Annotated in this window: 19 protein-coding genes; 2 read left to right on the forward strand and 17 right to left on the reverse strand. The window is 72.6% G+C overall.

Going from position 1 to position 25417, the window contains the following annotated elements:
* Positions 1-16: 16 nt before the first annotated feature.
* From AB5J73_RS02860 to AB5J73_RS02915, 12 genes are all read right to left on the reverse strand, one after another.
* Complete coding sequence (locus AB5J73_RS02860) at positions 17-604, reverse strand: hypothetical protein (protein ID WP_370967826.1); 588 nt, start codon at positions 602-604, stop codon at positions 17-19.
* Positions 601-1098 (reverse strand): hypothetical protein, encoded by a 498-nt coding sequence (locus tag AB5J73_RS02865; protein WP_370967828.1) that lies wholly within the window; start codon positions 1096-1098, stop codon positions 601-603. The genes AB5J73_RS02860 and AB5J73_RS02865 overlap by 4 nt, the downstream gene beginning before the upstream one ends.
* Positions 1095-2201 carry an MCE family protein gene (locus AB5J73_RS02870; RefSeq protein WP_370967830.1) on the reverse strand — a complete coding sequence of 369 codons (1107 nt, stop codon included), beginning with the start codon at positions 2199-2201 and terminating at the stop codon, positions 1095-1097. Before AB5J73_RS02870 ends, AB5J73_RS02865 begins: the two co-directional genes overlap by 4 nt.
* Positions 2201-3172, reverse strand: coding sequence for an MCE family protein (locus tag AB5J73_RS02875; protein ID WP_370967832.1), 972 nt, complete (start codon positions 3170-3172; stop codon positions 2201-2203). The genes AB5J73_RS02870 and AB5J73_RS02875 overlap by 1 nt, the downstream gene beginning before the upstream one ends.
* Positions 3169-4167 (reverse strand): MCE family protein, encoded by a 999-nt coding sequence (locus tag AB5J73_RS02880; protein WP_370967834.1) that lies wholly within the window; start codon positions 4165-4167, stop codon positions 3169-3171. Before AB5J73_RS02880 ends, AB5J73_RS02875 begins: the two co-directional genes overlap by 4 nt.
* Positions 4167-5177, reverse strand: coding sequence for an MCE family protein (locus AB5J73_RS02885; RefSeq protein WP_370967836.1), 1011 nt, complete (start codon positions 5175-5177; stop codon positions 4167-4169). Before AB5J73_RS02885 ends, AB5J73_RS02880 begins: the two co-directional genes overlap by 1 nt.
* Entirely contained in the window at positions 5174-6190 is a 1017-nt protein-coding gene (locus AB5J73_RS02890; protein ID WP_370967838.1) for an MCE family protein, read from the reverse strand. The genes AB5J73_RS02885 and AB5J73_RS02890 overlap by 4 nt, the downstream gene beginning before the upstream one ends.
* On the reverse strand, positions 6187-7392 hold the full coding sequence (locus AB5J73_RS02895; protein ID WP_370967840.1) for an MCE family protein: 1206 nt from the start codon (positions 7390-7392) through the stop codon (positions 6187-6189). The genes AB5J73_RS02890 and AB5J73_RS02895 overlap by 4 nt, the downstream gene beginning before the upstream one ends.
* Positions 7389-8150, reverse strand: a complete 762-nt coding sequence (locus tag AB5J73_RS02900; RefSeq protein ID WP_370972891.1) for an MlaE family ABC transporter permease — start codon at positions 8148-8150, stop codon at positions 7389-7391. Before AB5J73_RS02900 ends, AB5J73_RS02895 begins: the two co-directional genes overlap by 4 nt.
* A 54-nt stretch (positions 8151-8204) precedes the next feature.
* Positions 8205-8999 carry an MlaE family ABC transporter permease gene (locus tag AB5J73_RS02905; protein ID WP_370967842.1) on the reverse strand — a complete coding sequence of 265 codons (795 nt, stop codon included), beginning with the start codon at positions 8997-8999 and terminating at the stop codon, positions 8205-8207.
* On the reverse strand, positions 8996-9730 hold the full coding sequence (locus tag AB5J73_RS02910; protein ID WP_370967844.1) for a hypothetical protein: 735 nt from the start codon (positions 9728-9730) through the stop codon (positions 8996-8998). The genes AB5J73_RS02905 and AB5J73_RS02910 overlap by 4 nt, the downstream gene beginning before the upstream one ends.
* Positions 9731-9841: 111 nt before the next feature.
* Entirely contained in the window at positions 9842-11407 is a 1566-nt protein-coding gene (locus AB5J73_RS02915; protein WP_370967846.1) for a DUF6801 domain-containing protein, read from the reverse strand.
* A gap of 254 nt (positions 11408-11661) precedes the next feature.
* Between AB5J73_RS02915 and AB5J73_RS02920 the strand changes: the two genes are divergently transcribed.
* Both AB5J73_RS02920 and AB5J73_RS02925 read left to right on the forward strand, forming a co-directional pair.
* Positions 11662-12597 (forward strand): ATP-binding cassette domain-containing protein, encoded by a 936-nt coding sequence (locus tag AB5J73_RS02920; protein WP_370967848.1) that lies wholly within the window; start codon positions 11662-11664, stop codon positions 12595-12597.
* The gene (locus tag AB5J73_RS02925) at positions 12594-13427 is read left to right on the forward strand and encodes an ABC transporter permease (protein ID WP_370967850.1); all 834 of its coding nucleotides are present in this window, start codon (positions 12594-12596) and stop codon (positions 13425-13427) included. Before AB5J73_RS02920 ends, AB5J73_RS02925 begins: the two co-directional genes overlap by 4 nt.
* Before the next feature lie 69 nt (positions 13428-13496).
* On the opposite strand, the gene AB5J73_RS02930 is transcribed toward AB5J73_RS02925, so the two are convergent.
* The 5 genes from AB5J73_RS02930 to AB5J73_RS02950 are packed head-to-tail and all read right to left on the reverse strand — an operon-like array spanning position 13497 to position 25237.
* A complete protein-coding gene (locus AB5J73_RS02930) occupies positions 13497-14624 on the reverse strand; it encodes a glycosyltransferase (protein WP_370967852.1) in 1128 nt (375 codons plus the stop codon).
* Positions 14600-15376 carry an alpha/beta fold hydrolase gene (locus AB5J73_RS02935; protein ID WP_370967854.1) on the reverse strand — a complete coding sequence of 259 codons (777 nt, stop codon included), beginning with the start codon at positions 15374-15376 and terminating at the stop codon, positions 14600-14602. Before AB5J73_RS02935 ends, AB5J73_RS02930 begins: the two co-directional genes overlap by 25 nt.
* Positions 15364-15654, reverse strand: coding sequence for a phosphopantetheine-binding protein (locus AB5J73_RS02940; protein WP_086856267.1), 291 nt, complete (start codon positions 15652-15654; stop codon positions 15364-15366). The genes AB5J73_RS02935 and AB5J73_RS02940 overlap by 13 nt, the downstream gene beginning before the upstream one ends.
* Entirely contained in the window at positions 15651-19487 is a 3837-nt protein-coding gene (locus AB5J73_RS02945; RefSeq protein WP_370967857.1) for a beta-ketoacyl synthase N-terminal-like domain-containing protein, read from the reverse strand. Before AB5J73_RS02945 ends, AB5J73_RS02940 begins: the two co-directional genes overlap by 4 nt.
* Positions 19481-25237: an SDR family NAD(P)-dependent oxidoreductase gene (locus AB5J73_RS02950; protein ID WP_370967859.1), complete on the reverse strand. Its 5757-nt coding sequence runs from the start codon at positions 25235-25237 to the stop codon at positions 19481-19483. The genes AB5J73_RS02945 and AB5J73_RS02950 overlap by 7 nt, the downstream gene beginning before the upstream one ends.
* Between the last annotated feature and the right edge of the window lie 180 nt (positions 25238-25417).

A 25417-nucleotide genomic window follows, 5' to 3' on the forward strand; every position in this document is an offset into this window, starting at 1 on the left:
GGTCCCTCGTGCATTCTCAGGCGGCGGACATCCCGGTGACGCGCCACTTCCCGCCGACGCGCTCGGCCGTGACGCTCAGCTGCGCGGCCCCGGTGCTGCGCTGCCCGTCGCCCCGCGTCCCGGTCTGGTCGAGGAACACCAGCAGCGCCGCGCGGTCGCCGTCCAGGAGCTTCACGCCGGACGCGACGGCGGTCGAGGTGACCACCAGCTTCTGGTCCGCGGCGAGCTTGCGCACCTGGCCGAAGAGCTGGTCGTACTGGGCCAGCGCGGGACCGGTGAGGACGTCCTTCGCCGCCTGCTCGCTCTTGGCCGGGTCGTCGAACCGGTAGGAGAAGACCGTGCCGAGCGCGGCACTGATCTGCTTCGCGGCGTCGGCGGTGCCGGCCACATCGGACAGTGCGCTGTTGTGCGCGACGACGGCGTTCGTGCTCCGCGCTTCGAGCGTGAACCACACGGCGAGCCCCGCCAGCACGACGGCGACCACCGCGAGCACCGGCCGGGTCCGGCGCCGGGGTGCCACGACCGGCGTTCCGGACGGCTCCGGCGCCGGGTCGTGGTGCCGGCCGGCCACCTTCACCGAGCGCTTCTTCGTGGGCACGGTCATGGCGTCTCCCCCGTCGGGACCTGACCCAGCCCGGTGACCCGCCAGCCGTCGGGCCCGCGGGTCAGCTCAGCCTGGAACCGGTTGCGTTTCGTCACGGCTTCCCCGCCTTCGGGCGCCACCACCAGCTCCACCGACGCGATCAGCTTCGCCGTGCCCGCACCGGTGTCCACTTCGGTCACCGCCGCGTCGGTCACCTTGCCGGTGGTGACGGTCTTCGCCTGCGCGATCCGGTCGAGGCTGCCCTGGCGGTCGGCGGCCAGCTCGTCGTGCAGCGCACCGCCCGACAGGTCGAGCCAGCGCTGGTACCCCGGTGCCGCCTGGCGGTAGTCCAAAGTGGTCAGTCCGGCGACGGCGCTCCGGCCCGCGCCCAGCGCGTCTTCGCGGACGACCGCGCGCGCGACACCGTCGTCGTGGGCCGCCTGCCACCAGGTGAACCCCGACCACCCGGCGGCGACGGCCGCCAAGACCGTTGCCACCGACAAGAAGATCTTCACGGCCGTCCTCCCGGTGCGTTCTGCGAGCCCCGCACGTTCGTCGGGTCGCCCTTCGGCAGCGCGCAGCGCGCGGCCGTGTTCAGCGGGCGGGTCGAGGTGTCCAGGCCGTCGCGGTACGGCGTCGAGTACCCGGTCGTGCACGGCGGCGGGTCGAAGAAGGTCAGCGACAGCCCGAAGTGGGCACCGTCCGGGCGGACCACCGCGCTGCCCGCGGCGACCGCCCGCGGTGCGGTGATCAGCAGCTGCCGGAGCCCGTCCCGCCGGCTCTCCAGGACGTCCGCGGTGGTCAGCAGGTTCGCCAGCAGCACACCCAGCTGTGGCCCGGAGTCGCGGATCAGCGCGCTGACTTCGTTCGCCGCGGCCGGCACCGCCGGGATGAGCGTGCGCAGGTCGCCGTCGGCCTGCTTCAGGGTCGACGCCAGCAGCTTCGCGTTGGCCCCGAATTCTCGGATCGCGCCGGCCTGCTGGACCTGCGTGTCGAGCACCACGTGCGCGTCGGTGACGAACCGGGTCAGCGGTGCCACGTGCGCGCTCGCCGCCTGCACGAACTCGATGCCGCGGCCGACGAGCTGGTCGAGCGCCGGGCCGGCGTCGGAGGTCGCGTTGTACAGCTCGTCGACGACCGTCCGCAGCGCGGGCTTGGGCACCGAGTTGGCGAACGTGTCCACTGTCGACAAGACGACGTCGACCGGCAGCGGGATCTTCGTGTCCGCCTGCGTGATCACCGAACCGTCCCGCAGCTTCGGCCCGCCGTCGGCACGCGGGCGCAGGTCGACGTACTGCTCGCCGACGGCCGACCGGTCCGCGACGACGGCCTCGGTGTCGGCCGGGACCGGCGCGGTACCGGAGTCGATCTCCAGGTCGGCTTCCATCCCGGCCGGGGTCAGGCGCAGCTCGCCGACCCGGCCGATCGGCACCCCGCGGTAGGTGACCTCGGCGCCTGCGAAGATGCCGCCACCGGTCGGGAACTGCGCCTTCACGGTGTAGCCGCGGTCGAAGAACACCTTGTCCAGGCCCGCGTAGGTGGCTCCGACGTAGGCCACGCCGAGTACGGCGACGACCACGAAGATCGTCACCTGGACGCGCACGAACCGGGTCAGCATCAGTGACCCACCTTGAGGAAGCCGTTGAGGTAGTCGCCGCGGATGGTGTCGAGCGCCGCGTCCGGGAACGGGAAGGTGAAGATCATCTCCATCGCCTTCGGCAGCTTGTCGCCGGAGTCGGCCAGCCGCCGCAGCAGCGGTTCGAGGGCCTTGAGGTCGGCGACCAGGTCGTCCTTGCTGCGGTTGACCGTGTCGACCGCGACCGAGGTGAGGCCGTCGAGGGACTTGAGCATCCCGACCAGCGCCTCGCGCTGCTGGTTGAGCACGCCGATGCCGGGCGTGAGGCCGTCCAGCGTCGTGGTGATCTGGTCGGTGTGCGCGTTCAGCGTCTGCGCGAGCTTGTTGACGCTCTCGATCGCCCGCGTGATCTCGGTGCGGTGCTCGTCGAGCCCCTTGACGAAGGCGTCCAAACTAGACAGCAGGCTGCGAGCGGCCGTCTCGCGGCCGCCGAGGGCTTCGTTGAGCTGGTGGCTGATGTTCTGGACCTGCGCCACCCCGCCGCCGTTGAGCAGCAGCGACAGGGCCCCGAAGACCTCCTCGATCTCGGGCGTCAGCGTGGACTGGTCCAGCGGGATGGTCGCCCCGTCGAGGAGCCGTCCCGACGGCGTCGCGTCGGGCGGCGCGGCCAGCTCGACGAACTTCTCGCCGAGGATGCTGGCCTGCCGCAGCCGGGCGACGGCGTTGCCCGGCAGGTCGACGTCGCCGTTGAGGAGCAGGTCCACGACCGCGCTGTGCCCGTCCGGCGCCAGCTCCACCTTGACGACCTGCCCGACCGGGACGTCGTTGACCTTGACGCCGGACTGGGGCACCAGGTCGAGCACGTTGGTGAAGCTCGCGGTGACGTGGATCGGGTGGTCGCCGAGCGCGGCACCGCCGGGCAGCGGGATGTCGTAGACGCTGACCCCGCGCCCGCAGCCGGTGGTGACGAGCGCGAGCGTCACCACCGCGGCGAGCTTGACCAGGGACTTCATTTCCCCTCCGGGAACTCGAGGAGGTTGCCGCGGCCGTCGATGGTCCCGTTCGCCTGGTCGTAGGCACCCAGGAGGTTGGTCAGCGCGTTCGGCGCCGCTTGCAGCGCTTCGGCGAGGGAATCCTTCTGGTCGACGAGGATCTTGGTGACGTCGGCGAGCTTGTCCACCTCGGTCTGCACCTTGCCGCGGTTGTCCTTGATGAACCCCTGCACCACGCTCAGCGCCTGGGTCAGCTCGGTCAGCGCGCCGGAGAACTGGTCGCGCTGGTCGGCCAGCACCTTGCTCAGCGACGCGATCTGCGAGATCGCCTGCTTCACCTGGCCGTCGTTGGCGGCGAGCATGGCGGTGAACTTGCTGATGTTGTCCACCGAGCCGAACAGATCGTCCTTCGAATCGCTCGCGGCACGGGCGAACTCGCCGAGGTTCTTGATCGCCGTGCCGATGGTCTGCCCGTTGCCGCTGAGGTACTCGGCCGACTTGGTCAGCACTTCGCTGACCGCGCCGTCCTTGTTGGCCCCCTGCGGTCCCAGCGCGGACATCAGCTGGTTGAGGCTGTGCAGCAGGTCGTCGACCTCGACCGGGGTCGCGGTCCGCTCGCGCGGGATCGAAGCGCCGTCGGGCAGCTGCGGCCCGCCGCGGTAGACGGGCGTGATCTGCACGTACCGGTCGGCGACCAGGCTCGGCGTGATGACCACGGCGCCGGCGTCCGCGGGCAGCTGCGCGTCCGGCTTCAGCGTCATCGTCACCTTGACGTCGGTGCCGTTGGGCTCCACTTTCGACACCGAGCCGATGGCGACGCCGAGCACGCGGACGTCCGAGTTGGGGTAGATGCCCACGGCGGCGGTGAAGTACGCGGTCAGCGTCCGCTCGCCGGGCGCGGTCGCGATCGGCCACGCCGCCGAGACGGCCAGCGCGAGCACGACGCCGACCGTGAGCGCCCGCAGTCTCGTCCGCCGGCGCGCCCGCGCTCCCAGGTCGATCAGCTGGTGCGCCATCAGCGTCCCCCGTTCTTGGGCGGCAGGCAGCTTCCCGGCGTGCCGCCGGTGGGGATCAGCCCGCAGATGTAGGTGTCGATCCACCGGCCGTTGCCGACGGCGTTGCCGAGCAGCCGGTAGAACGGCCCGGCCAGGCGCAGGCTGTCCTCGAGCTTCCCCTGGTTCTGCTGCAGCACGGTGGCGACGCGGTCGAGCTGGTCGAGCGCCGGGCCGAGCGTCTTCTGGTTGTCCGCGACCAGCCCGCGCAGCTGGATCGCCAGGTTCTTGATGCCGCTGAACAGCTGCGCGATCGCGTCCTTGCGCGCGTTCAGCTCGGTGAGCAGCGTGTTGCCGTCCCGGATCAGCGCCTGGATCTGGTCGGACCGCTCGCCCAGCGTCTTCGAGACCTCGTTGGTGTTCCGGAACAGCTTGACGAGCTCTTCGTCGCGTGACGCCAGCGTTTGCGACAGCGCGGCGATGCCGTCGAACGCGGTTCGCACGTCCTGCGGCGCCGACGCGCCGAGCGTGTCGGACAGCGTGCGGAACGCCTGCGCGAGCTGGTCGGTGTCGATCGCCCCGACCGTGCTCGCCAGGTCGTTGAAGACCGCGGTGACGTCGTAGGGCGAGCTCGTGCGCTCGGGCGGGATCGGCTGCTCCGGGTCGAGCTCGCCGTTGCCGACCGGGTCGAGCACGAGGTTCTTCTGGCCGAGCAGCGTCTTGATCTTGATCGCCGCCGTCGTCCGGTTCCCGACCCAGGTGTCCTTGACGCGGAACAGCACCTCGACGTGGTCGCCGGCCAGCCGCACGTCGCTGACCTCGCCGACCTTCACCCCGGCCACGCGCACCTCGTCGTTCGGCTTCAGCCCGGCCGCTTCGCGGAACTCCGCCTTGTACGTCGTGCCACCGCCGACCAGCGGGAGGTCGTCGGAGAAGAAGGTGGCGCTGCCGACCAGGGCCATCACCAGCGCGGTCACCGCGCCGACCGCGATCGGGTTCCGCGAGCGGAACGGCTTGATGCGAGGCGGTTTCACCGGCACCTCCCGGCCGTGACGGGGATGCCGGGCGGCGGGCCACCCGGTGCGGGCTTCGCGTCGGTCTCCACCGAGCACAGGTAGAAGTTCGCCCACGAGCCGTAGGAGAACAGCGTGCCGATCCGGTCGAGCTTCTTCGGCAGGTTGTCGACGAACTGCTGGAACACCGGGGTGTTGTCGGCCAGGTTCTTCGACAGGTCCCCGAGCGCGGTGATGCTGTCCTTGAGCGGACGGCGCCCCTGCTCCAGCAGCCCGGCGGTGGCGGTGGTCAGCTCGCCGAGGCCGCCGATCGCCTGCCCGATCGGCTTCGCGTCCGCGGCCAGGCCGGTGACCAGCTGCGCGGTGGTGTCGACGAGCGCGTCGAACTGGTCGCCTTGCGCGTTCACCGTGTCGAGGACGGTGTTGAGGTTGCCGATCACCTGCCCGATGACGGCGTCCTTGCCGGCCAGGGTGGACGTCAGCGAAGCCGTGTGCCGCAGCAGGCTTTCGATGGTGCTCCCCTCGCCCTGCAGCACCTGGATGATCTCGAACGACAGCTGGTTGACGTCGTTGGGCGACAGCGCCTGGAAGAGCGGCTTGAAGCCGTTGAACAACGCGGTGAGGTCGAGGGCGGGTTTGGTCCGGTCCAGCGGGATCTCCGCGCCTTCGGCCAGCGTGGGCGAGGTGTCGGTGGCGCCGGGGTCGACCGAGAGGTACCGCTGCCCGACGAGGTTGCGGTAGCGGATCGTGATCGACGCGGACGCGGTGAGCCGGTGCTTGCGGTCGACGGAGAACGCGACGTCGGCCAGCCGGTGCTCGACGACGTGCACCTCGTCGACCTGGCCGATCCGGACGCCGGCCATGCGGACCTCGTCGCCGGGGTTGACCGAGGTGGCGTCGGTGAAGCGGGCGGTGTAGCCGATCGTGGCGCCGACGCTGGAGTTGGCGATGGTGATCGCGAGGATCGCGGTGGCGACCGCGGTGACCAGGAAGAAGATCAGGCCCTTGACGGCGGGCCCTGCGACGCTCCTCATCGGACGGTCACCTCCGTCCCGCGCAGCGCCGGTCCGATCAGGACACTGCTCCAGTCCGGCACGTCACCCAGGGCCGGCTTCAGGAGCTCGGCGACCAGCTGCCGCTCGCCGGGCGAGTTGGCCGGGCCCAGGTCGCCGTCGGTGGCGAACGCGGCCCCCGAGGCCGCCGCGCCCCCGCCGTAGCACTTCGGGCCGCCGGTGGCGTCGAAGCGCGGGGTGTCCCGGCCGGGGACGTACTTGTCGCGCGGGTCCTGCACGGTGAGCGTCACGTGCAGTCCCGGCTCGTTCGTGCCCTTGCCGAGTGCCTTCTCCATCAGCGGCTTGAGCCGGTTCACCGCGTCGAACAGGCACGGGAACTCGGGCGAGTACTGGGAAAGCAGCTCCAGCGACGGGCGGCTGGCGACGGAGACGCCGATGATGTTGTCCTTGTTCTTCCGCAGGAAGTCGTTCAGGTGCCCGGTGGCGCTGGTGACGCTCGTGTAGAGGTTGTCCAGGTCGGCGCGGGTGTCCACGATGGTCTTGGCGGTGGTCGACAGGTCGGTCAATGCCTGCAGGATGTCCGGCGCGGCGGTCGTGTAGACGTCGGCCGCGTTCGCCAGCCCGGTGATGTCCGCCTTGAACTGCGGCATCAGCGGGTTCACCTGGGCCAGCAGGTCCTGCAGCTTGACGATGCTGTCGCCGATCGGCTGCCCCCGGTTGTCGAGGGCCTGCGAGATCGCGCCGAGGGAGCTGTTCAGCTTCTGCGGCTGGACCGCGCGCAGCAGCGGCAGCAGGTCGCCGAGGACGCGTTCGAGCTCGATCGCGCTCGACGAGCGGTCCTGCGCGATGACGTCCCCCGCGCTGAGCGTCCCCTGTGGACGGTCCGGGAGCACGAGGTTGACGTACCGCTCGCCGAAGACGGTCTTCGGCAGCAGCCGCGCGGAGACGTTGCCGGGCAGCTGGCCGATCTTCGCCGGGTCGAGCGCGAGGTCGATCTCGGCGCCGGTGCGCGTGCTGCGCACCGCCCGGACCTCGCCGAACGGCACGCCCTTGACCTTCACCTCGGCGGTCGGCGCGAGCTGGTTGCCCACGCGATCCGCTTGCAGCGTCACCAGCTCGGAGTCGTCGAAGTCCTTGTCGTAGATGGCGACCGCGAGGTAGCCGAGCAGCACGAGCACACCGAGGAAGGCGACCCCGGCGAGCTGCGTGGCGAAGCGGCTCATCCGGACACCTTCACCGTCGTCGTCGCACCCCAGATGGCCAGGGACAGGAACAGGTCGAGCACGCTGATCAGCACGATCGACGTCCGCACGGCCCGGCCGACCGCGACCCCCACCCCGGCCGGGCCGCCGCCGGCCCGGTAGCCGTAGAAGCAGTGCGTCAGGATCACGCCGACGCTGAAGACGAGCACCTTGCCGAACGACCACAGCACGTCGCCGGGCGGCAGGAACAGCGTGAAGTAGTGGTCGTACGTGCCGCCGGACTGGCCGAAGAAGACGACCGTGGTCAGCCGCGAGCCGAGGTAGGAGATCAGCAGCCCGATGACGTACAGCGGGATGATCGCGATGAACCCCGCGACGATCCGGGTGGTGACCAGGTACGGCATGCTCCGCACGGCCATCACCTCCAGCGCGTCGATCTCCTCCGAGATCCGCATGGCGCCCAGCTGCGCGGTGAACCCACTGCCCACTGTGGACGACAGCGCGAGCCCCGCGACCAGCGGCGCGATCTCGCGGGTGTTGAAGTACGCCGTCAGGAACCCGGTCATCGCCGAGATGTTGATCTGGTTCAGCGCGCTGAACCCCTGCAGGCCCACGGTGACGCCGGTGAACACGCACAGCCCGACCATCACGCCGATCGTGCCGCCGATCACCGCGAGCGCGCCGCTGCCGAACGTCACCTCCGCCAGCAGCCGCACCACCTCGCGGAAGTACCGGGTCACCGCGAGCGGGACGGCGGCGATCGCCCGGACGTAGAACATCAGCTGGTCGCCGAGTTCGAACAGCCGGTCGCCGGGTTTGCCGAGGATGGCCACTCAGGTTCCCTTCGCCGGGACGAGCTGCAGGTACAGCGCGGTCAGCACGGTGTTGACGAAGAACAGCAGCAGGAAGGTGATGACGACGGACTGGTTGACGACGTCGCCGACGCCCTTGGGGCCGCCCTTCGGGTTCAGGCCGCGATAGGACGCGACCACCCCGGCGAGGTAGCCGAAGATCACCGCCTTCACGGAGCTGACGACGAGGTCCGGCAGCTGCGCGAGGGCGTTGAAGCTGGCCAGGTAGGCGCCGGGGGTGCCGCCTTGGATGATGACGTTGAAGAAGTAGCCGCCCAGCACGCCGACGACGCTGACGAGCCCGTTGAGCAGCACGGACACCCCGACGGCGGCCTGTACCCGCGGCACGATCAGCCGGTGGATCGGCGAGACGCCGAGCACCTCCATCGCGGCGATCTCCTCGCGGATGCTGCGCGCGCCGAGGTCGGCGCAGATGGCGCTGCCGCCCGCGCCGGCGATGATCAGCGTCGTCACGATCGGGCTCGCCTGCTGCACGACGGCCAGCACGCTGGCGGCGCCGTTGAACTGCTGGGCGCCGATCTGGCTGGTGAGCGAGCCGAGCTGCAGCGAGATGACCGCGCCGAACGGGATGGACACCAGGATCGCCGGCGTGATGGACACGCTGGCGATGAACCAGAACTGCTGGACGAACTCGCGCACCTGGTACGGGCGGCGGGCCATCGCCAGGATGATGTCGAGGCCCATCGCGCACATGCGGCCGAACTCGCGCAGGCCGTTCGCCGCTCGCCGGGGCGCTTCGCTGAGCAGGGTGGTCATGCCGGCTTGCACCCGGAGCTGAAGCACCGCAACGTGAGGTTCGAGACGAAGGTGTTGCCCGGTCCCGAAACCAGGCCGGTGAGCAGCCGGCTCAGGTCCTCGTGCCCGGTGCACCCGGCGAACGCGGGCGTCGTGAACGTCGAGGTCACCTTGACCGGCGGGGCGGGCAGCGAAATGGGCACCAGCGCCTTGATGTTCACCGACGCGGGCTGGGCCGTCCGGCAGTTCGCGCCGACGTCGAGCGCCTTGCCGTCGACCCGCACGCCCGAGAGCTTGATGAACACCTTCGCGGTCACGTCGGTGTCGGCGCAGATGTTCGTCTGCGTGGCCTTGCAGTCCTTGTCCTTGCCCGTGTGCACGGTGGCCGTGCCGGTGGCGTCGCCGTCCGGGACGATCTCGACCCGGCCGGTGGTGGCCATGAACCGGAACGCGACGAAGTAGCCGTCGGTGGGCGGGATGGCGAGCTTGCCGGTGATCGGCACGGTGTTGGTGAGGCCGCCGAGCGCGCCGTCGAAGGTGCCCGGCGGGAAGGCGATGTCCGACCCGAGCTTGGCCACGTGGCTCGTGGTCGGCTGCTGCGCGTCCCCGAGGGTGAACCCGAAGGGGATTTGCGTGGCCGCTTGCGGCTGCGCCTGGGACGCGTCCTCGTTGGGCGCGGCTTGCGCGGCACCCAACGAGAACGCGGCCAGCACCAGCACGAGCGGCAGCGAGAACCGGGTCAGCACGGACATTCGGCCTTCCTCATCGAAGGTGATCCTTTCCGAAGCTACTGACGATTCTCGTTGCGGGACAAGGGTTGTTCACGTTCTTGTCACGCGGGTCTGCGTTTTCGCAGCCCTACTTCACTTCTTGGTGAGGGTCACTTCCAGCTTGTTGCCGGGGCCGGAGGTGAGGCCGCTGATCAGACCGGTCAGGAAACCGCAGCCGGTGAACTGCGGGATGCCGTAGGTCGCGGTCAGCTTGCCGCCCTTGAGCGGGTCGAACCCGGGCGCCGAGGCGAGCGGCACGTCGGCCGGCTTCACCGTGTGGCACGACTTCGACTGCAGGATCGGGAATCCGAACACCCGCACCTTGGTCAGCTGGACGTCGATCTGCGCGTTCGCCTTGACCGCGCCGCCGGTGAGCGTGCCGTTGATCGCGCCGACCTGGTCGAGCTTCACCGTCGCCGACGCCGGGATGAAGCCGAGGACGCGGAAGTCCACGTCCGACTTCGGCAGCGCGAGCTGCGCGCCGAACTTGCCGGACGCGGCGTCGAGCTTCGCGTCCAGGCTGCCCGGGCCGAGCGGCAGCGTGGCGTGCAGCTGCTTGAGGAACGACTTGCCCTTGACCGAGTACTTGACGTCGATGCCGCCCGGCGGCGTGGTCGGCTGGGTCGTCGGCTCGCTGGTGGGCGTCGACGGTTCGGTGGTCGGGGTGGTCGGTTCCGTGGTCGGCGTGGTGGGTTCGGTGGTGGGAGTCGTCGGCTCCGTGGTCGGAGTCGTCGGCTCGGTCGTCGGCGTGGTCGGCTCCGTCGTGGGAGTCGTGGGCTCCGTCGTCGGGGTCGTCGGCTCCGTCGTGGGCGTCGTCGGCTCCGTCGTCGGCGTGGTCGGCTCCGTCGTGGGAGTCGTCGGCTCCGTCGTCGGCGTGGTCGGCTCCGTCGTGGGAGTCGTGGGCTTCGTCGTCGGGGTCGTCGGCTCCGTCGTCGGCGTGGTCGGCTCCGTCGTGGGAGTCGTCGGCTCCGTGGTCGGGGTCGTCGGCTCGGTGGTGGGGGTGGTCGGCGTGGTCGGGGTCGTCGGCGTCGTGGTGCCGCCCGCCGGCTTGATCTCGAACGTGCCGAGCAGCTGGTTCTGGCCCGGGACGGCGACGCAGTCCGACGTGAACGTGCCCAGGTCGGTCGGCTGGCCGTCCGCGGTGCGCGGGGTCATCGTGGTGCTGAAGTTCCCGACCGTCACCGACGCGGTGCCGGGGCTGGGGAACGTCACCGCCGGCGCCTTGCCGCTGCTCTTGACGTGGAACGCGCCCGAGGGCGGCACCGGCGTCGAGGCGATGGTCAGCGGCAGGTTCAGGTTCAGCGTCTTGTCGACCGGGTACTTCAGCTGCGCCGCGGCCTTCGCCGAGCCGTCGAGCGAGGTGGCGCCGACCAGGGCGAGGCCCTCGGTGGCGGTCTCCGGCACGGTGACGTCGACGTCGAAGGTGATCGGCGTCGACGAGGCACCCGCGACGGCGTTGTCGGGCAGGTTCGTGTCGATCTTCACCGCCAGTACCTGGTCGCCGATCAGCGGGAACGGGCAGTTGTAGTTCAACGTCAGGGTCACCGGCGCGGCCTCGGTCGGCCCGGCCCCGACGAGCACCACGGTCGCCGCGACCCCCGCGGCGGTGGCGGCGGCCAAGCCGAACGCAGGCTTTCTCGACTTCCACGAAAATCTCACGGGTCGTCACCTCAGGGAATGGGGGAATTTCAGCGAAAAGTACCTCCGTGTTTCCGGCCGAACAAGCGACCGTGAATTCTTTGTCACCCGCGGGGGATCACCCTCGTCGGGAAGGGTCACGCAGGTCAGCGGTTGTCACACGCGTGCGATGCGCGCCGTCGAAAATTGTCATGCGCACGGCCGGTGGCCGCGATCTTCTTGCTCGCAGCTGCCGCGTCCCGTTACCTTTTCCAAAAGTAGGGGAAGGAGCGGCCATGAACCAGCCGGTCATCGCCGTGACCGACCTCGCGAAGCGGTACGGCGAAGTCACCGCGCTCGCCGGGATCAGCCTGACCGTCGCCCGCGGCGCGGTGCTGGCGGTCCTCGGCCACAACGGCGCCGGGAAGACCACGTTGGTCGACATCCTCAGCACGCGCGTCCGGCCGAGCGCGGGCACCGCTCGCGTGTGCGGCTACGACGTCGTGCAGCGCGGGCGGGCGGTCCGGCGGCGGATCGGGGTGACCGGGCAGTTCGCCGCGGTCGACGACGCCCTGTCCGGGCGCGGGAACCTCGTGCTGATCGCCCGGCTGCTGGGTGCGAAACCGCGGCAGGCGCAGGCGCGCGCCGCCGAGCTCATCGCGTCCTTCGGCCTCGAAGACGCCGCCGACCGCCCGGCCGCCACGTATTCCGGCGGCATGCGGCGGCGGCTGGACCTCGCCGCGGGCCTCGTCGGCGCGCCGCAGGTGCTGTTCCTCGACGAACCGACGACCGGACTGGACCCGGTGAGCCGGTCCGGGCTGTGGTCGGTCGTCGAAGGGCTCGCCGCGCGCGGTACGACCGTCGTGCTCACCACCCAGTACCTCGAGGAGGCGGACCGGCTGGCCGACCACGTCGTCGTCCTCGGCCTCGGGCACATCACGGTGTCCGGGACGCCGGCGCAGCTCAAGGGCCGGCTCGGGAACCGGACGGCGACGCTGACCTTCGGCACCGAGCTGGCGCTGCAGCGAGCCGTGGACGCGTTGTCCCGCTTGGGAATGGCGGCCGGGCGCACCGGGCTCGTCCTCGCCGTGCCGCTGAGCGGGCCCGGCGACATCCCGGTGCTGGTGCGCGCGCTCGACACGGCGGGCGCGCCGCTGCGGGACCTGACGGTGACCGAGCCGACGCTCGACGACGTCTACCTGTCCCTCCACCGGACGGCGGTCGGCTGGTGACCCAGGCCCGGCACCGAGCGGCCGTCTCCGCGCTCGGCGACCCGGCCGCGTGGCCGGAATCCGGCTTCTGGACCCAGGTCCGCGTGCTGGCGGGCCGGTCGCTGCGCACGGCGTTCGGCGACCGCCGGCTGGTCTTCTTCGGACTGTTGCAGCCGGTGGTGCTGCTGTTGCTGTTCAGCCAGGTGTTCAGCGGCGTCGGCGCCCTGCCGGGCGTGGCGGCGTACCAGGGTTACGTCAACTTCCTGGTCCCGGCGACGCTGGTGAACATCGCGATGACGACGGCGATGAGCTCGGGCGCGGGCCTGCTGGCGGAGATCTACGGCGGCTTCACCGGCCGGCTCCGCTGCCTGCCGATCTCGCTGGTCTCGGTGCTGGTCGCGCGCACCCTGGCCGACTCCGCGCGGCTGGCGGTCCAGCTGGTGGTGACGGCCGTGGCGAGCGTGCTGTTCCTCGGCTTCCGTCCCGCGGGCGGCGTGCTGGGCCTGGGACTGGCGCTGCTGCTGACGCTGGTGGTGGGCTGGTGCCTGAGCTGGGTGTTCGTCGCGATCACGACGTGGCTGCGCAAGGCGGAAACCCTGCAGGCGGCATCGTTCGTGGTGATGTTCCCGCTGATGTTCTCCTCCAGCGCGTACATGCCGCTGGACACGATGCCGGCGTGGGTCCGGGTGGTTTCGGCGGTCAACCCGCTGACGTACGCGATCGACGCGACCCGCGCGCTGGCGTTGGCCCGCCCGATCGGCTGGTCGGTCGTGACGGCCCTGGTGATCGCGGCGGTGGCCGCGGTGGCGGGCTCCACCCTGGCGGCCCGCACCTTCCGCAACCACGCCTGAAGGGGACGTTCAGTGCATGTGGTGAGCTGAAGGGGACTTTCCTCGCATCTGATGCCATGAACGTCCCCTTCAGCCCAGTGCCTCCAGGTGCGTCGCCGCTTCCTCCGCGCCACCCGCCGCCTCGAAGGAGTCGCGGATGCGGGCCGCGCCTTCGCGGTGCTCGCCGGCCGCCTCGATCGCTTTGCGGAGGTCGCTCGCCTTGGCGCGGCCGAACCGCACCCGCACGCCCGCCGACGCCGTGACCACCTGCTGGGCCAGCATCGACTGGTCGTCCCGGATCGGGGCCACCACCAGCGGGACCCCGGCCGAAAGCGCTTCGCACACCGTGTTGTGCCCGCCGTGGCAGACCACCACCGACGCGCGCGCGAACACCGCCACCTGCGGGATCCGCCGCGCCAGCACGACGCTTTCACTGATCAAGCTGCCGGACGGGTCCACCACCAGCCCTTGCACGGACGGCATGCCCGCCAGCGCGTCCACGCTCTCGGCGAGGAACCGGGCGCCCGCCGCCGCGTTCGACGTCCCCAGCGTCACCACGACCAGCGGCCGATCGTCCACAAGGGACCACTCGCCCGGCGCCGCGGGCAACGCCGGGCCGACGTAGGACACCGGTACCGCCAGCCGGGACTCGCCGGCCAGTGCCCGGGTCGTGAACGCCAGCACCAGGTGCGGCGAGAACCGCAGGTCGCCGAGCAGCACGCCGTGCCGCGCGCGCAGGCCCGCCTGGAGATCGTCCACCCAGGACGCGATCTTCGGCAGCGAACCCAGCGGGTCGGCCAGCTCGGTGGACGTCGACGCCGACGTCGCCCACGGCAGCCCGCACCGCGCGGCCACCAGCGCGCCCGCCATCGCCTGCTGGTCCACCACGACGACGTCCGGCTCGAACGCGGCGACGGCCGCGGAAACCCCCGGCACCATCGCGTCCGCCAGCGGCACCAGGTACGACTCCCACAGGTACTTCAGCGCCGCGAACCCGCGCAGCTCCGGGGGCCGCAGCGCCAAGGCGAACGGAGCGGAGTCCCCGGCCGGGAAGACCCGGCCGGAGACCATTGTGGACAGTGCGGGTACCGGGCCGCACCACGCCACGGTGTGCCCCCGCGCCTCGAGCACCGACGCCACCCCGTGCAGCGGCGCCACGTGCCCGGCCAGCGGCGGGACGACCAGCAGGACCTTCACGCCGCGTGCCGATCGATCCACTCGAGCACCAGCTCGCGGACCTCGCGGTGCTGCTCGACCAGCACCGAGTGCCCTTGGCCTTCGAACACGTGCAGTTCCCCGTGCGGCAGCAACGACGTCAACGCTTCGAGGTCGTCGGCCTGGTAGCCGTGGCTGCCCAAAATGGACAGTACCGGGCAGCCGATCGCCGCCACCTGCTCCCAGGTGAGCAACGGCCCGAGCGGCACCTCCTCGGCCATCTTCGTCGACGTGATCCGCTCGGCCGCCAGCCGCGCGAGCCGCCGGTGGTGCGCGCTGAAGTTCGCCTCGATCCAGTCGAAGCTCTCCTCCACCTGCAGGAACCGCACGGTGTGCGCGAGGATCTCGCTCATCTTGCCCGCCCACACCTCGGTCGCGGGCTCGGACTCGATGCACACGATGCTGCGCACGCGGTCCGGGTTCGCCACGGCGTAGCTGTAGGCGAGCGTGCCGCCGAAGCTGTTGCCCACCAGGTGCACCGGCCGGTCGACGGCCAGCTGCACCAGCAGGTCGTCGAGGTCGGCGACGAAGTCCCCGAGCGTGTAGCCGTGCACCGGGCGCTCGGTCTTGCCGTGCCCGCGCAGGTCGTAGCTGATCACGTCGATGCCCGCGGCCGCGACCGGCGGCGCCAGCGTCAGGTAGAAGCTCGCCAGGCTGTCGGTGCCCATGCCGTGCAGGAACACCACGGTCTCGGTGCCGCCGGCGGGCACGAGCTGCACGTTCGTGCGCAGCCCGTTGACGGTCATCGTGGGCACGTGCGCTCCCCCACGAACCGGGCGATGTCGCCGACGGTCAGGCCGATGACGTCGTCGAGGTCCTTCTCCGCCAGGTGCTCGGCGAGGTTGACGTCCGCGCCGAAGTGCTCGGCGAGGATGCTCGCGAAGGTCACCAGGTCGATGCTCTCCAGCTGCAGGTCCTCGTGGAACGTCGTGTCGGGCGTGATCTCGATGCCGAGCACCTCGGCGTCGCCGACGAGCTCGGCGAGCAGCTCGGCGACGACGTCGAACGTCGCGGACGCGTGGTCGATGGTCATGGCGTGCTCCTGTGGTGTGCGATGGCGGTCTCCCCGGTCAGCTCGACCGTGACGGCGTGCCCCGGCAGCTCCCGGTGCCTGCCGGACACCGTGCCGTCGTCGTGGACGCGGATTTCCGCCGGGTACACGGGTTCGGCGAGCCGGGCCCGGACGGCGTCCTTCGCGGCGATGCGCCGCAGCAGCCACCCGCGCTGCTCGCGCGGCGGCACGGCGGCGAACTCGGCCCGTTCCTCCGCGCTGAGGTAGATCCCGGCGTAGATGTCGCGCGCGGCGACCGTCGGCCAGCGGTCGGTGACCGCGACCGAGCCGTCCTCCCGCCGCTCGGACAGCAGGTTCTCCGCGGGGAAGGCGTAGACGCGGTGGGCCGCGCGGTCGCACGGGAACCGGACGTCCCGCCAGCCTGCGATGCGCGCCAGCGCCCGGCCGTCCCGGACCAGCTCGGCGTCCATCTCGAGGACCTCGGGCCGCGGCAGCCGGACCCGCACCTGGCAGGCCACGCGGGTCCCCGGCGGCGGTTCGGGGCCGTACCAGGTGAGCTTGCCGATCGAGCGCGGGAACGCGAGCAGGTCGTCGGACCGGGTCGCCATCAGCCAGCAGCCGAGCAGCTGGCCGACGTTGTCGAGCAGCCCGCCGGGCGCGGACGGCACCACCAGCTCGCCGCGGATGTGCTGCTCGCCGAGCCCGGTCAGCCGGGCCAGGCCCTGGTAGGCCGGGCCGTGGAACATCTCGCGCCGCTCGTAGATCTCGGCCGCGCTCAGCGGCGGCGCGGTCTCCGGCCCGGGCACCCCGGCCGGCGGTGGCGGGGCCGCGAACACCCCGGCCTCGACGGTCAGCAGCGCGTACGGTCCGATCTCGACGGTCACCCGGTCGCCCTCGCGGCTGAGCGACAGCGGCACCCGCCGGGCGGGCGACGCGATCAGCCAGCGCGAGAAGACGGCGTCCCGCACGGTCACCGCCTTCGTGCCCGGCCAGGTGCGTTCGACGGCCCGGCAGGCGAGGTCGACCAGCGTCGTCGCGGGCACCACCGGGCGGAAGTCGTCCTCGTCGGGCCAGTCGTCGCGCTGCCGGAAGAACCGGTGGTCGCGCAGGTACGGCATCGCGGCCAGCGAGACGTCCACTGTGGACTCGACCCGGCGGCGGGCGGCCGCAGCGACGACGTCCGCCGCGGTCCGGCGGGTTTCGGTGAGCAGCGCGGTGAACTCGGCGACGATCGCGTCCGGCACCCCGGCGGGCAGGTCGGGCGGCGCCGCGCCGTCCAGCAGGCCCCGGGCCGACTCCCCCAGCGACAGCAGGGGTTTCCCGGTGTTGAGCCGGATCCGCCGCGGCTCCAGCGCCGCGAAATCGGGGTCGCCACCCTCGGTCCACAGCGCGGTCGCGACCCGCCGCAGCTGCGCCAGCCCGGCCCGGGTGCCGGACGCGGCCGCGACGACCAGGTGCCGCCGCTCGCCGAGCGTGTCGGTGACGAACGAGCCGAGCTGCCCGGCGCCGGCCTGCACGAACGCCCGGAACCCGGCGTCGTGCAGCGCCTCGGTCAGCTGCCGGAACCGGACCGGGCGCAGCAGGTGGTCGAGGTAGAGCCGCCGGACGTCGGCCGCGGCCGCGGGGTACGGCCGCGTCGTCGTCGCCGACCACACCGGCACCGCGGGCGCCAGCAGGTCCAGGTCCGCGACGAGCCGCGCGAACGGCGCGAGGTGCGGTTCCAGCAGCGGGGTGTGGAACCCGGACCGGAACGGCAGCGTCCGGGCCACGATGCCGAGCCCGCGGCAGGTCGCCGCGAACTCCGTGACGGCGTCCGGCGGGCCGCAGACGATGGTCTGCCGGGCCGCGTTCTCGTGCGAGATCACGAGGTCGCCGGGGAGCAGCTCGGTCACCCGCGCGGCGGCGCAGCCCAGCACCAGGTAGTCCGCCTCCGGCAGCTCGAACCCGCCGGGCCAGTACCGCTCCAGCAGATCGGGCTCGGCCCGGTACATCCCGGCGGCCTGCATGGCCGTCCACTCGCCGGCGCTGTGCCCGGCGAGCGCGTCCGGGCGGATCCCCAGCCGCCGCAGGGCGTGGTCGAGCAGCAGCCCGGTCGACGACACGCTCGTGGCACGGGCGGGCACGGTCGCCGTCGACCACTGTGGCCGGTCGAGGCCGAAGTGCCGGGCCACGTCGTCGAGGCGCGGCTCGGCGTCGGCTTCCAGACCCGGGTAGAGGAACGCGGTCTTGCCGCCGGGCAGGAGCGGGTCGACCGAACACCAGATGTCGCCGCCGCCGTGCCACGACCGGCCCTCGGCCGCCACCTTCGCGAGCACCCGGCGGGCGGTGGCCAGCTTGCGCTCGTCCGCGCCGACGATCCCGAGCCGGCAGGGCCCGTCGCCTTCGCCGGGCTTCTCGAGCTGCTCCAGCAGCGCTTCCGGCGTCGCCGCGGCCAGCCGCAGCACGCGTTCCGGCTCGTCGACGCGGATCCGCCGCTTCGGCGCCGGGTCCCCGGCCTCGAGCACGACGTGGGCGTTCACCCCGCCGAAGCCGAAGGCATTGACCGCGGCCACCTTCGGCAGCTCGCCCCACGGCTCGGCCTCGGCCAGCACCCGGAACCGGGTCTTGTCCAGCAGCGGGTTCGGGTCGGCGCAGTTGAGCGTCGGCGGCAGGACCCCGTGGTGCAGCGCGAGCGCGACCTTGACCAGCCCGGCGACCCCGGCGGTCGGCAGCGTGTGCCCGATCATCGACTTGACCGAGCCGATCACCGGGCGCGTCCCGCCGGCCTGGCCGAAGACGTCGGCGACGGTGGTCAGCTCGGCGGCGTCCCCGGCCGGCGTGGCGGTGCCGTGCGCCTCCAGCAGGCCGATCTCCGCCGGGTCCAGCCCGGCCCAGGCGCGCCGCAGGGCGAGGGTCTGCCCGGCGACGGACGGGCTGAGCAGGCTCGCGCCCCGCCCGTCGCTCGACGTGCCGCTGCCGCGGATCACGGCGTACACGCGGTCGCCGTCGCGGCGGGCGTCGGCCAGCCGCTTGAGCACCACGATCGCGGTGCCCTCGCCGATGAGCATGCCGTCGGCGGCGCGGGACAGCGGACTGATCCGCTGGCTCGGCGACAGCGCGCCGAGCTGCGTGAACAGCGCCCAGAGCGTGTCGTCCTGCGTCTGGTGCGCCCCGCCGGCCAGCACGACGTCGCAGCGGCCGCGGGTCAGCTCGCCGATCGCCTGGTCCACCGCGACGAGCGAAGACGCGCAGGCCGCGTCCACCGTGTACGCCGGGCCGCCGAGGTCGAGGCGGTTGGCGACGCGGGCCGCGGCGAGGTTCGGCACCAGCCCGGCCGCGGTCTCCGGCCGGAACTCGCCCAGCGGCTCCAGCAGCGCGGTCCGCAGCCGGTCGAGGACGTCCGGGCCGGCCGAAGGCATCAGCTCCCCGACCGTGCGGGTGATCTGCCGGACGGTGCGGACGCGCTGGTCGAAGCCCTGCAGGCCGGGTGAGAGGTACCCGCCGCGGCCGAGCACGACGCCGATCCGCTCGGGGTCGCCGAGCCGGCCGAGGCCGCCGGCGTCCCCGACCGCGGTCACCGCGACGGCCAGCGCCGTCAGCTGGTCCGGCTCGGTGCCGTCGAGGGACGTCGGCGGGACCCCGTGCGCGACCGGGTCGAACTCCAGGGTGTCCGCGGTGAAGCCGCCGCGCCGGCCGTGGGTCCGGTCGGGCGCGGCGCCGTCGTGGCCGTGGAACACCGGGTCGCGGCGGTGCGGCGGGATCTCGGTGACGGCGTCGGTGCCCGCCACCAGGTTCCGCCAGTACTGGTCCACTGTGGACGCGCCGGGCAGGAACACGCCCATGCCGGTGATCGCCACCGGCTCCTGGCTCACCACAACGACGCCGTGTACAGGACCGCGCGGTCCGTGCCGTAGGCGAGTTCGCGCAGCAGGGCCGCGACGCCCTCGTCCGCGTCGAGCAGGCCGACGTCCCGGCGTTCGTACTCGCGCGCCAGCTCCGGTGAAACCATGCCGCTGTGGTCGGCCGCGGGTGCCCACGGTCCCCAGTGGACGGTCACCGCCCGGCCCGGCCAGTTCTTCGCCAGGGACTCCAGCGCGTCGTTCGCCGCGGCGTAGTCGGTCTGGCCGCGGTTGCCGAGCACCGCGGCGATGCTGCCGAAGAAGGTGACGAACCCGGGCTCGGCGCCGGTCTCCGCGAGGGCGGCGAGGAGCGTGCGGGCACCGTCCGCTTTGGTCTCGAAGACCGTCCGGAACGACCGCTCGTCCTTGTCCGCCATGAGCTTGTCGTCGAGCACGCCCGCGGCGAAGACGACGCCGTCGACCTGGCCGCGCAGGTCCTTCACCAGGTGGTGCACGGCTTCGGCGTCCCGCACGTCGAGCGACCGGTACGCGGGGTCGCCACCGGCCGCGCGCACCTCGTCGAGGGTGCGCCCGATCTCGCGCTGGGCCAGCACGGTCCGCACCCGGCGTTCGATGTCGGCGACCGAGCCACCGCGGCCGGCCAGCACCGCCCGCATCGCGGCGGGGTCGGCGGGCAGGTCGTCCGGCCCGCCCGGCCACGGCGTGCGCCCGGCGAGCTCGATCCGGCAGCCGGAAGCGGCGAACGCGACGGCCGCGCGCGCGGTGATCCCGCGGGCGCCGCCGACCAGGAGGACCACGGAATCCGGGCCGAGGCCCAGCGCGGCGAGCTCGCCGCCGCCCGGCCCGGCGCCGGAGTAGGCGATCGAACCGAGCTCGGCGGGCCGCGGTTCGATCGTGAACCGGCCGCCGCCGTCGTGGCCGACCACGGACGGCCCGTCGCTCAGCGCCTCGTCGACCAGCACCTTGCCGACGTCCTGCGTGACCTCGACGAGCCGGGTGCCGCCGTCGCGTTCCAGCGCGGCTGACCGGATCAGGCCGCGCAGCCCCGGCACCGCGTCCGGTTCGGCCGCCACGAGCACGGTCCCCCGCAGCGCCTTGAGCCGGGCGAACACGTCCGTCAAGTCGCGGGCGAGGAGCACGGTGATGTCCGCGTCCCCGGTCACGACCGCCGCGCCGGCCGCGGCGAACGCGGCCGCCACGGAAGCGTCGCCGCCGACCACCGCCACGGACTTCCCTTGCAACCGCCCGGGATCCGGGTCGAGCGGCACCGGTACCCGGTCGAGCCGGTACCGGGTCGGCGCGCTGGCCGCCGGCGTCGGGCTCAGCCAGCTCTCCAGGTGCGCGGTCAGCGCGTCGGCCGTCCGGTCGCGGCTGAGCTGGTCGGTGCGGTCGTCGGCCGGCAGCCCCAGCCGGGACAGCAGCGTGCCCGCGATTTCGGTGCGCTTGATCGAGTCGATCGACAGGTCGGCTTCGAGGTCGAGGTCGCCGGCGATCATCTCGGCCGGGTAGCCGGTGCGTTCGCTGATCACGCCGATCACCGTGCCCAGGACGTCGGCCGGCTTCTCGGCCACCGGTTCGGGCTCCGGTTCCGTGTGCACCACCGGTACCGGAGCCGGCGCCGGGGCGGGCACGGGTGCCGGGACGGGCGCGCTGCCGAGGTAGCCGAGCATCACTTCCCGTTGCGCCGCCACGAGTTCGCGGGTGGTGCGCAGGAAGTCGACGACCGCCTGGTCGCGGCCGGGAGCGGGCTGGGTCATGGCGGTACTCCGGATTCGTCGGGCCGGGGGCAGGGCGGGGACCTCGGCGCCGGGCGCGCGGGCGGATCGCCCGTCCACGGCCCAGGCGGTGGCGGACGGCGCCGGGGGCCGCGCGCGCCGCAGGCGGTCGGTGCGGACGTCGACACCGGCGGCGGCGAGCTTCCCCAACGCGGTAAGGAAGCCGGTCAGGTCGGGGCCGCAGGCGACGACGGTGTGCGGGCGGTCGCCGAGGATCTCCCCGACCAGCCGGGACAGCACCCGGCCGGGACCGGCCTCGACGAACGTCCGCGCGCCCGCCGCGTACATCGCTTCGATCTGGTCGAGGAACCGCACCGGCGCGCCGATCTGCGCGGCGAGTTCGGCCTCGACGTCACCGGCGGCGTAGGGCGCCGCGGTGCGGTTCGCCCACACCGGCAGCTTCGGGTCCGCCAGGGACTCCCCGGCGAGGTCCGCCGCGAAGACGTCCCCCGCGGCGGCGACCAGCGGGCTGTGGAACGCGCAGGCGACCGGGATCCGCTTGGCGGCGAGCCCGGTCTCCCGCAGCCGCCGGACCGCGCGTTCGACCGCCGCCACCGAGCCGGAGAGGACGACCTGCTCGGGTGCGTTGTGGTTGGCCACCACGACGTCCGGGCCGATCAGGGTGGGCGTCAGCGCGTCCCGCGGTGCCTTGACGGCGGCCATCGCGCCGGGCTCGGCGACCTCGGCGATGGCCCGCGCGCGGGCCCGGCTGAGCCGCAGCAGCGTCCCGGTGCCGAACGCGCCCGCGACCGACAACGCGACCAGCTCGCCGTAGCTGTGCCCGGCCAGGAAGTCCGGCCGGACGCCGGCCCGCTCGAGCAGCCGGGCGACCGCGATCTCGACGAGCCCGAGCGCGGGCTGCGCGATCCGCGTGTCGGTAAGGGCGTTCTCCTGCTCCTGGACGGCGTCCGCGGCGAACACCCGGGGCGGGAACGCTTTCCCGGCGACGTCGGGGGCGAGCTTGAGCAGCTCGGCCAGGTCCGGGAAGTGCACGAACAGCTCGGCGAGCATGCCGGGGCGCTGGCTGCCCTGGCCGGGGAAGAGGAAGGCGACCTTCCCGGGGTCGGCGTCGGCGCGCCGGATCCCGGCAAGGGCTTTCTCGGCTTCGGCGGGCCAGTCGCGCGGGCCGTGCCGCCGGTCCGGGGCGACCGGGCCCGCCCCGAGCACGGCGTGGAAGTTGGTGCCGCCGAAGCCGAACGCGCTGACCCCGGCCAGCCGGGCCGGCTCCGCCCACGGGCGCGCCGCGGTGGTGAACGTGAACGGGCTGGTGGCCGGGTCCCAGGCCGCGTTCGGCCGGCTCAGGTGCAGCGTCGGCGGGACCACTTCGTGCCAGAGCGACAGCGCCGCCTTGATCAGCCCGGCCAGCCCGGCCGCGCACTTCGTGTGGCCGATCTGGCTCTTGACCGAGCCGAGCGCGCAGCTGCCGGGCGCGGCACCCGCGTCGGTGAAGAACCCGGTCAGCGTCCGCAGTTCGGTCGCGTCCCCGACCACCGTGCCGGTGCCGTGCGCCTCGACGAGCCCGACGTCCACCGGGGACACCCCAGCGTCGCGGTAGGCGCGTTCGAGGGCGCGGTACTGGCCTTCCGGGCGGGGCGCGGTCAGGCCGAGCGCCTTGCCGTCGCTGGCCGCGCCGACGCCCTTGACCACGGCGTAGACCCGGTCGCCGTCGCGCTCGGCGTCGGCGAGGCGCTTGAGCACCAGGCAGGCGACGCCCTCGCCGAGCGCGATCCCGTCGGCGGCGGCGTCGAACGGACGGCAGCGGCCGGTCGGCGAGAGCGCGCCCGCCGAGGTGAACATGAGGTAGTCGTGGATCCCGTTGTGCAGGTCGACCGCGCCGCAGAGGACCAGCTCGCTCGTCCCGGCGCGCAGTTCCTTGGCGGCCAGGTCCAGCGCGGCCAGCGAAGACCCGCACGCGGCGTCCACCGTGTAGTTCGCGCCACCGAGGTCGAGCCGGTTCGCGATCCGGCCGGAGATGACGTTGGCGAGCGTGCCGGGGAAGGTGTCCTCGGTGGGTTCGGGCAGCTGCGCCAGGAGTTCCGCCGGCACTTCGTCGAGGTAGCCGTCGAGCAGGGACCGCAGGGTGCCCGCGTTGGCGAGGTCGCCACCTGCTTCCGCGCCGAACACGACGCTCGTGCGTTCGCGGTCGAAGTCCCGGTTCGCGTACCCCGCGTCTTCGAGAGCCCGGCGCGCGGTCTCCAGCGACACCAGCTGCGCCGGGTCGATGCTGCCCATCGCGGACGGCGGGATCCCGAAGTCGAGCGGGTCGACGGCCACCGGCGGCAGGAAGCCGCCCCACTTCGACGTCGACTGTCCGAAGTAGACTTCCGGGTCCCAGCGCTCCGGCGGCACCTCGGTGACGGCGTCCTCGCCGCGCAGGACGTTCGACCAGAACGCTTCGAGGTCCGGCGCGCCGGGGAACGTGCAGGCCATCCCGATGACGGCGATGTCGCAGGAGTCCCCCGCCGGGACGGGTTCCTCGGGGCGGGTGAACGTTTTCCCGGCCGTGACTTCGCGGTGCAGCCGCGCGATCGTCGTCCGCCGGTCGCGCAGCACGGCGACCTGCCCGGCCATGAACATCCCCTCGGCGAGCTGGGTTTCCTCGTCGAGCACCGCGCCGCCGTGGCGGACGCCCTTGCTCGCGACGCGCAGCCGTCCGGTGTTCAGCTCCTCCAGCCGCTGCCAGGCTTCCTGCGCGGGCACGTCCCGCAGGCTCGCTTTGACCCGCTCGAACTCCGCGGTGTACGGGCTGGGCAGGCAGCGCGTGCGGTGCCCCGGCGCGGTTTCCAGCGTGGTGGTGGCCTCGGCTTCGAGCGCCCGCCGCTGGAACAGGTCCGTGATCGCGCCGTGCGCCACGGCTTCTTCGGTGAAGAGGTACGCGGTGCCCATCAGGACACCGACGGCGTCGAGCGGTGCCGCCATCGCCCGGACCACCGCCGCCGAGCGGGCGTCGTGGATGCCGCCGGCGAAGAGCACTTCGACGTCCTTCGCCGCGCCGAGTACGGCCAGTTGTTCCTCCCACAGCTCGAAACTCGGGCGGGGGCCGACGTGCCCGCCGCATTCGGCGCCCTCGAAGACGAACCGGCGGACGCCGGCGTCGAGGTACTGGCCGAGCAGGATCGGCGACGGCACGTGCACGAAGGTCGCGATCCCCTCGGCCTCGAGCGCCTTGGCCTGCCCGGGTTTCCCGCCCGCGATCAGCACGCACCGCGGCCGGGCGGCCCGGATCGCGGCGAGCTGGGCGGCACGCAGGTCGTCGGGGACGAAGCCGAGGATCCCCGCACCCCACGGGCGGTCGCCGAGCAGCTCGGCGGTGCGGGTCAGCAGTTCGGTGGTGCGCGTGCCGTTCGCGGTCGCCACGGCGACGAACGGGAACCCGCCCGCTTCGGCGACCGAGGCCGCGAACCCGGGCTGGTCGCTGACCCGCGTCATCGGCCCCTGGACGACCGGGAGCGCGGTGCCCAGCGTCCGCAGGAGCCGGTCCGGCGAGGTCACCCCGGGGACGGTGGCGCCGGTGATCCGGCGCACGTCCGATTCCACAGTGGACCTCGTGACCACGCCGGCCGCCCCGCCGGCCAGCGCGCCGACCGCGGTCCGCGGCCCGGCCACGGTTCCCCACACCGGGACGTCGAAGGCGTTCAAGAGCTGTTGCAGCAGCACGAAGTCACTCAGCTCACCACCTCGCGCGACCAGCCCCAGCGCGCCTCGGGCCACCGCCTCGGCGGCCGTGGCGACGTCACCGACCTCGGCGAGGACACCCGCCCACGGCGCTTTCGTGCGGACGGCGAACGCCGCACCCGCGGGCAGCGGGCCGTCGGTGCGCACCCCGTAGGGCACCCGGACCCGGGCGGCGACCAGTGCCACGGCCGCCGGATCGGCGCCGTCGAGCACGCCGAGGCCACCACCGCGGGCGACCGCGGCGACGGCGTCCGGGTCGCCGATGCCGAGGCAACGCAGCCGTCGAACGTGCGACGGCGGGACGAGCTCGGCCATCGGCGGACCTCCTGAGCGCGGGGCGGGGCGATCTTCAGAAATAACGCACCGGACCGGTGAAAAGCAATACTCGTGCTAGAGTACGAAACCGTGGGACACCGCATGATCATAGCCCTGACCAGCACTTTTATCACCTGGATCGCAATCTCGGAATGCATTTCCCGCACGCAAGTGACAATT

The sequence above is a fragment of the Amycolatopsis sp. cg9 genome, from assembly GCF_041346945.1.
Taxonomy (GTDB): Bacteria; Actinomycetota; Actinomycetes; order Mycobacteriales; family Pseudonocardiaceae; genus Amycolatopsis.

What these genes read in the sequence shown, in the direction of transcription:
- AB5J73_RS02860 (WP_370967826.1), bottom strand. Translation starts at nt 604, where the DNA reads ATGACCGTGCCCACGAAGAAGCGCTCGGTGAAGGTGGCCGGCCGGCAC.
- AB5J73_RS02870 (WP_370967830.1), bottom strand. Translation starts at nt 2,201, where the DNA reads ATGCTGACCCGGTTCGTGCGCGTCCAGGTGACGATCTTCGTGGTCGTC.
- AB5J73_RS02875 (WP_370967832.1), bottom strand. Translation starts at nt 3,172, where the DNA reads ATGAAGTCCCTGGTCAAGCTCGCCGCGGTGGTGACGCTCGCGCTCGTC.
- AB5J73_RS02880 (WP_370967834.1), bottom strand. Translation starts at nt 4,167, where the DNA reads ATGGCGCACCAGCTGATCGACCTGGGAGCGCGGGCGCGCCGGCGGACG.
- AB5J73_RS02890 (WP_370967838.1), bottom strand. Translation starts at nt 6,190, where the DNA reads ATGAGGAGCGTCGCAGGGCCCGCCGTCAAGGGCCTGATCTTCTTCCTG.
- AB5J73_RS02895 (WP_370967840.1), bottom strand. Translation starts at nt 7,392, where the DNA reads ATGAGCCGCTTCGCCACGCAGCTCGCCGGGGTCGCCTTCCTCGGTGTG.
- AB5J73_RS02900 (WP_370972891.1), bottom strand. Translation starts at nt 8,150, where the DNA reads ATGTTCTACGTCCGGGCGATCGCCGCCGTCCCGCTCGCGGTGACCCGG.
- AB5J73_RS02905 (WP_370967842.1), bottom strand. Translation starts at nt 8,999, where the DNA reads ATGACCACCCTGCTCAGCGAAGCGCCCCGGCGAGCGGCGAACGGCCTG.
- AB5J73_RS02910 (WP_370967844.1), bottom strand. Translation starts at nt 9,730, where the DNA reads ATGTCCGTGCTGACCCGGTTCTCGCTGCCGCTCGTGCTGGTGCTGGCC.
- AB5J73_RS02920 (WP_370967848.1), top strand. Translation starts at nt 11,662, where the DNA reads ATGAACCAGCCGGTCATCGCCGTGACCGACCTCGCGAAGCGGTACGGC.
- AB5J73_RS02940 (WP_086856267.1), bottom strand. Translation starts at nt 15,654, where the DNA reads ATGACCATCGACCACGCGTCCGCGACGTTCGACGTCGTCGCCGAGCTG.
- AB5J73_RS02950 (WP_370967859.1), bottom strand. Translation starts at nt 25,237, where the DNA reads ATGGCCGAGCTCGTCCCGCCGTCGCACGTTCGACGGCTGCGTTGCCTC.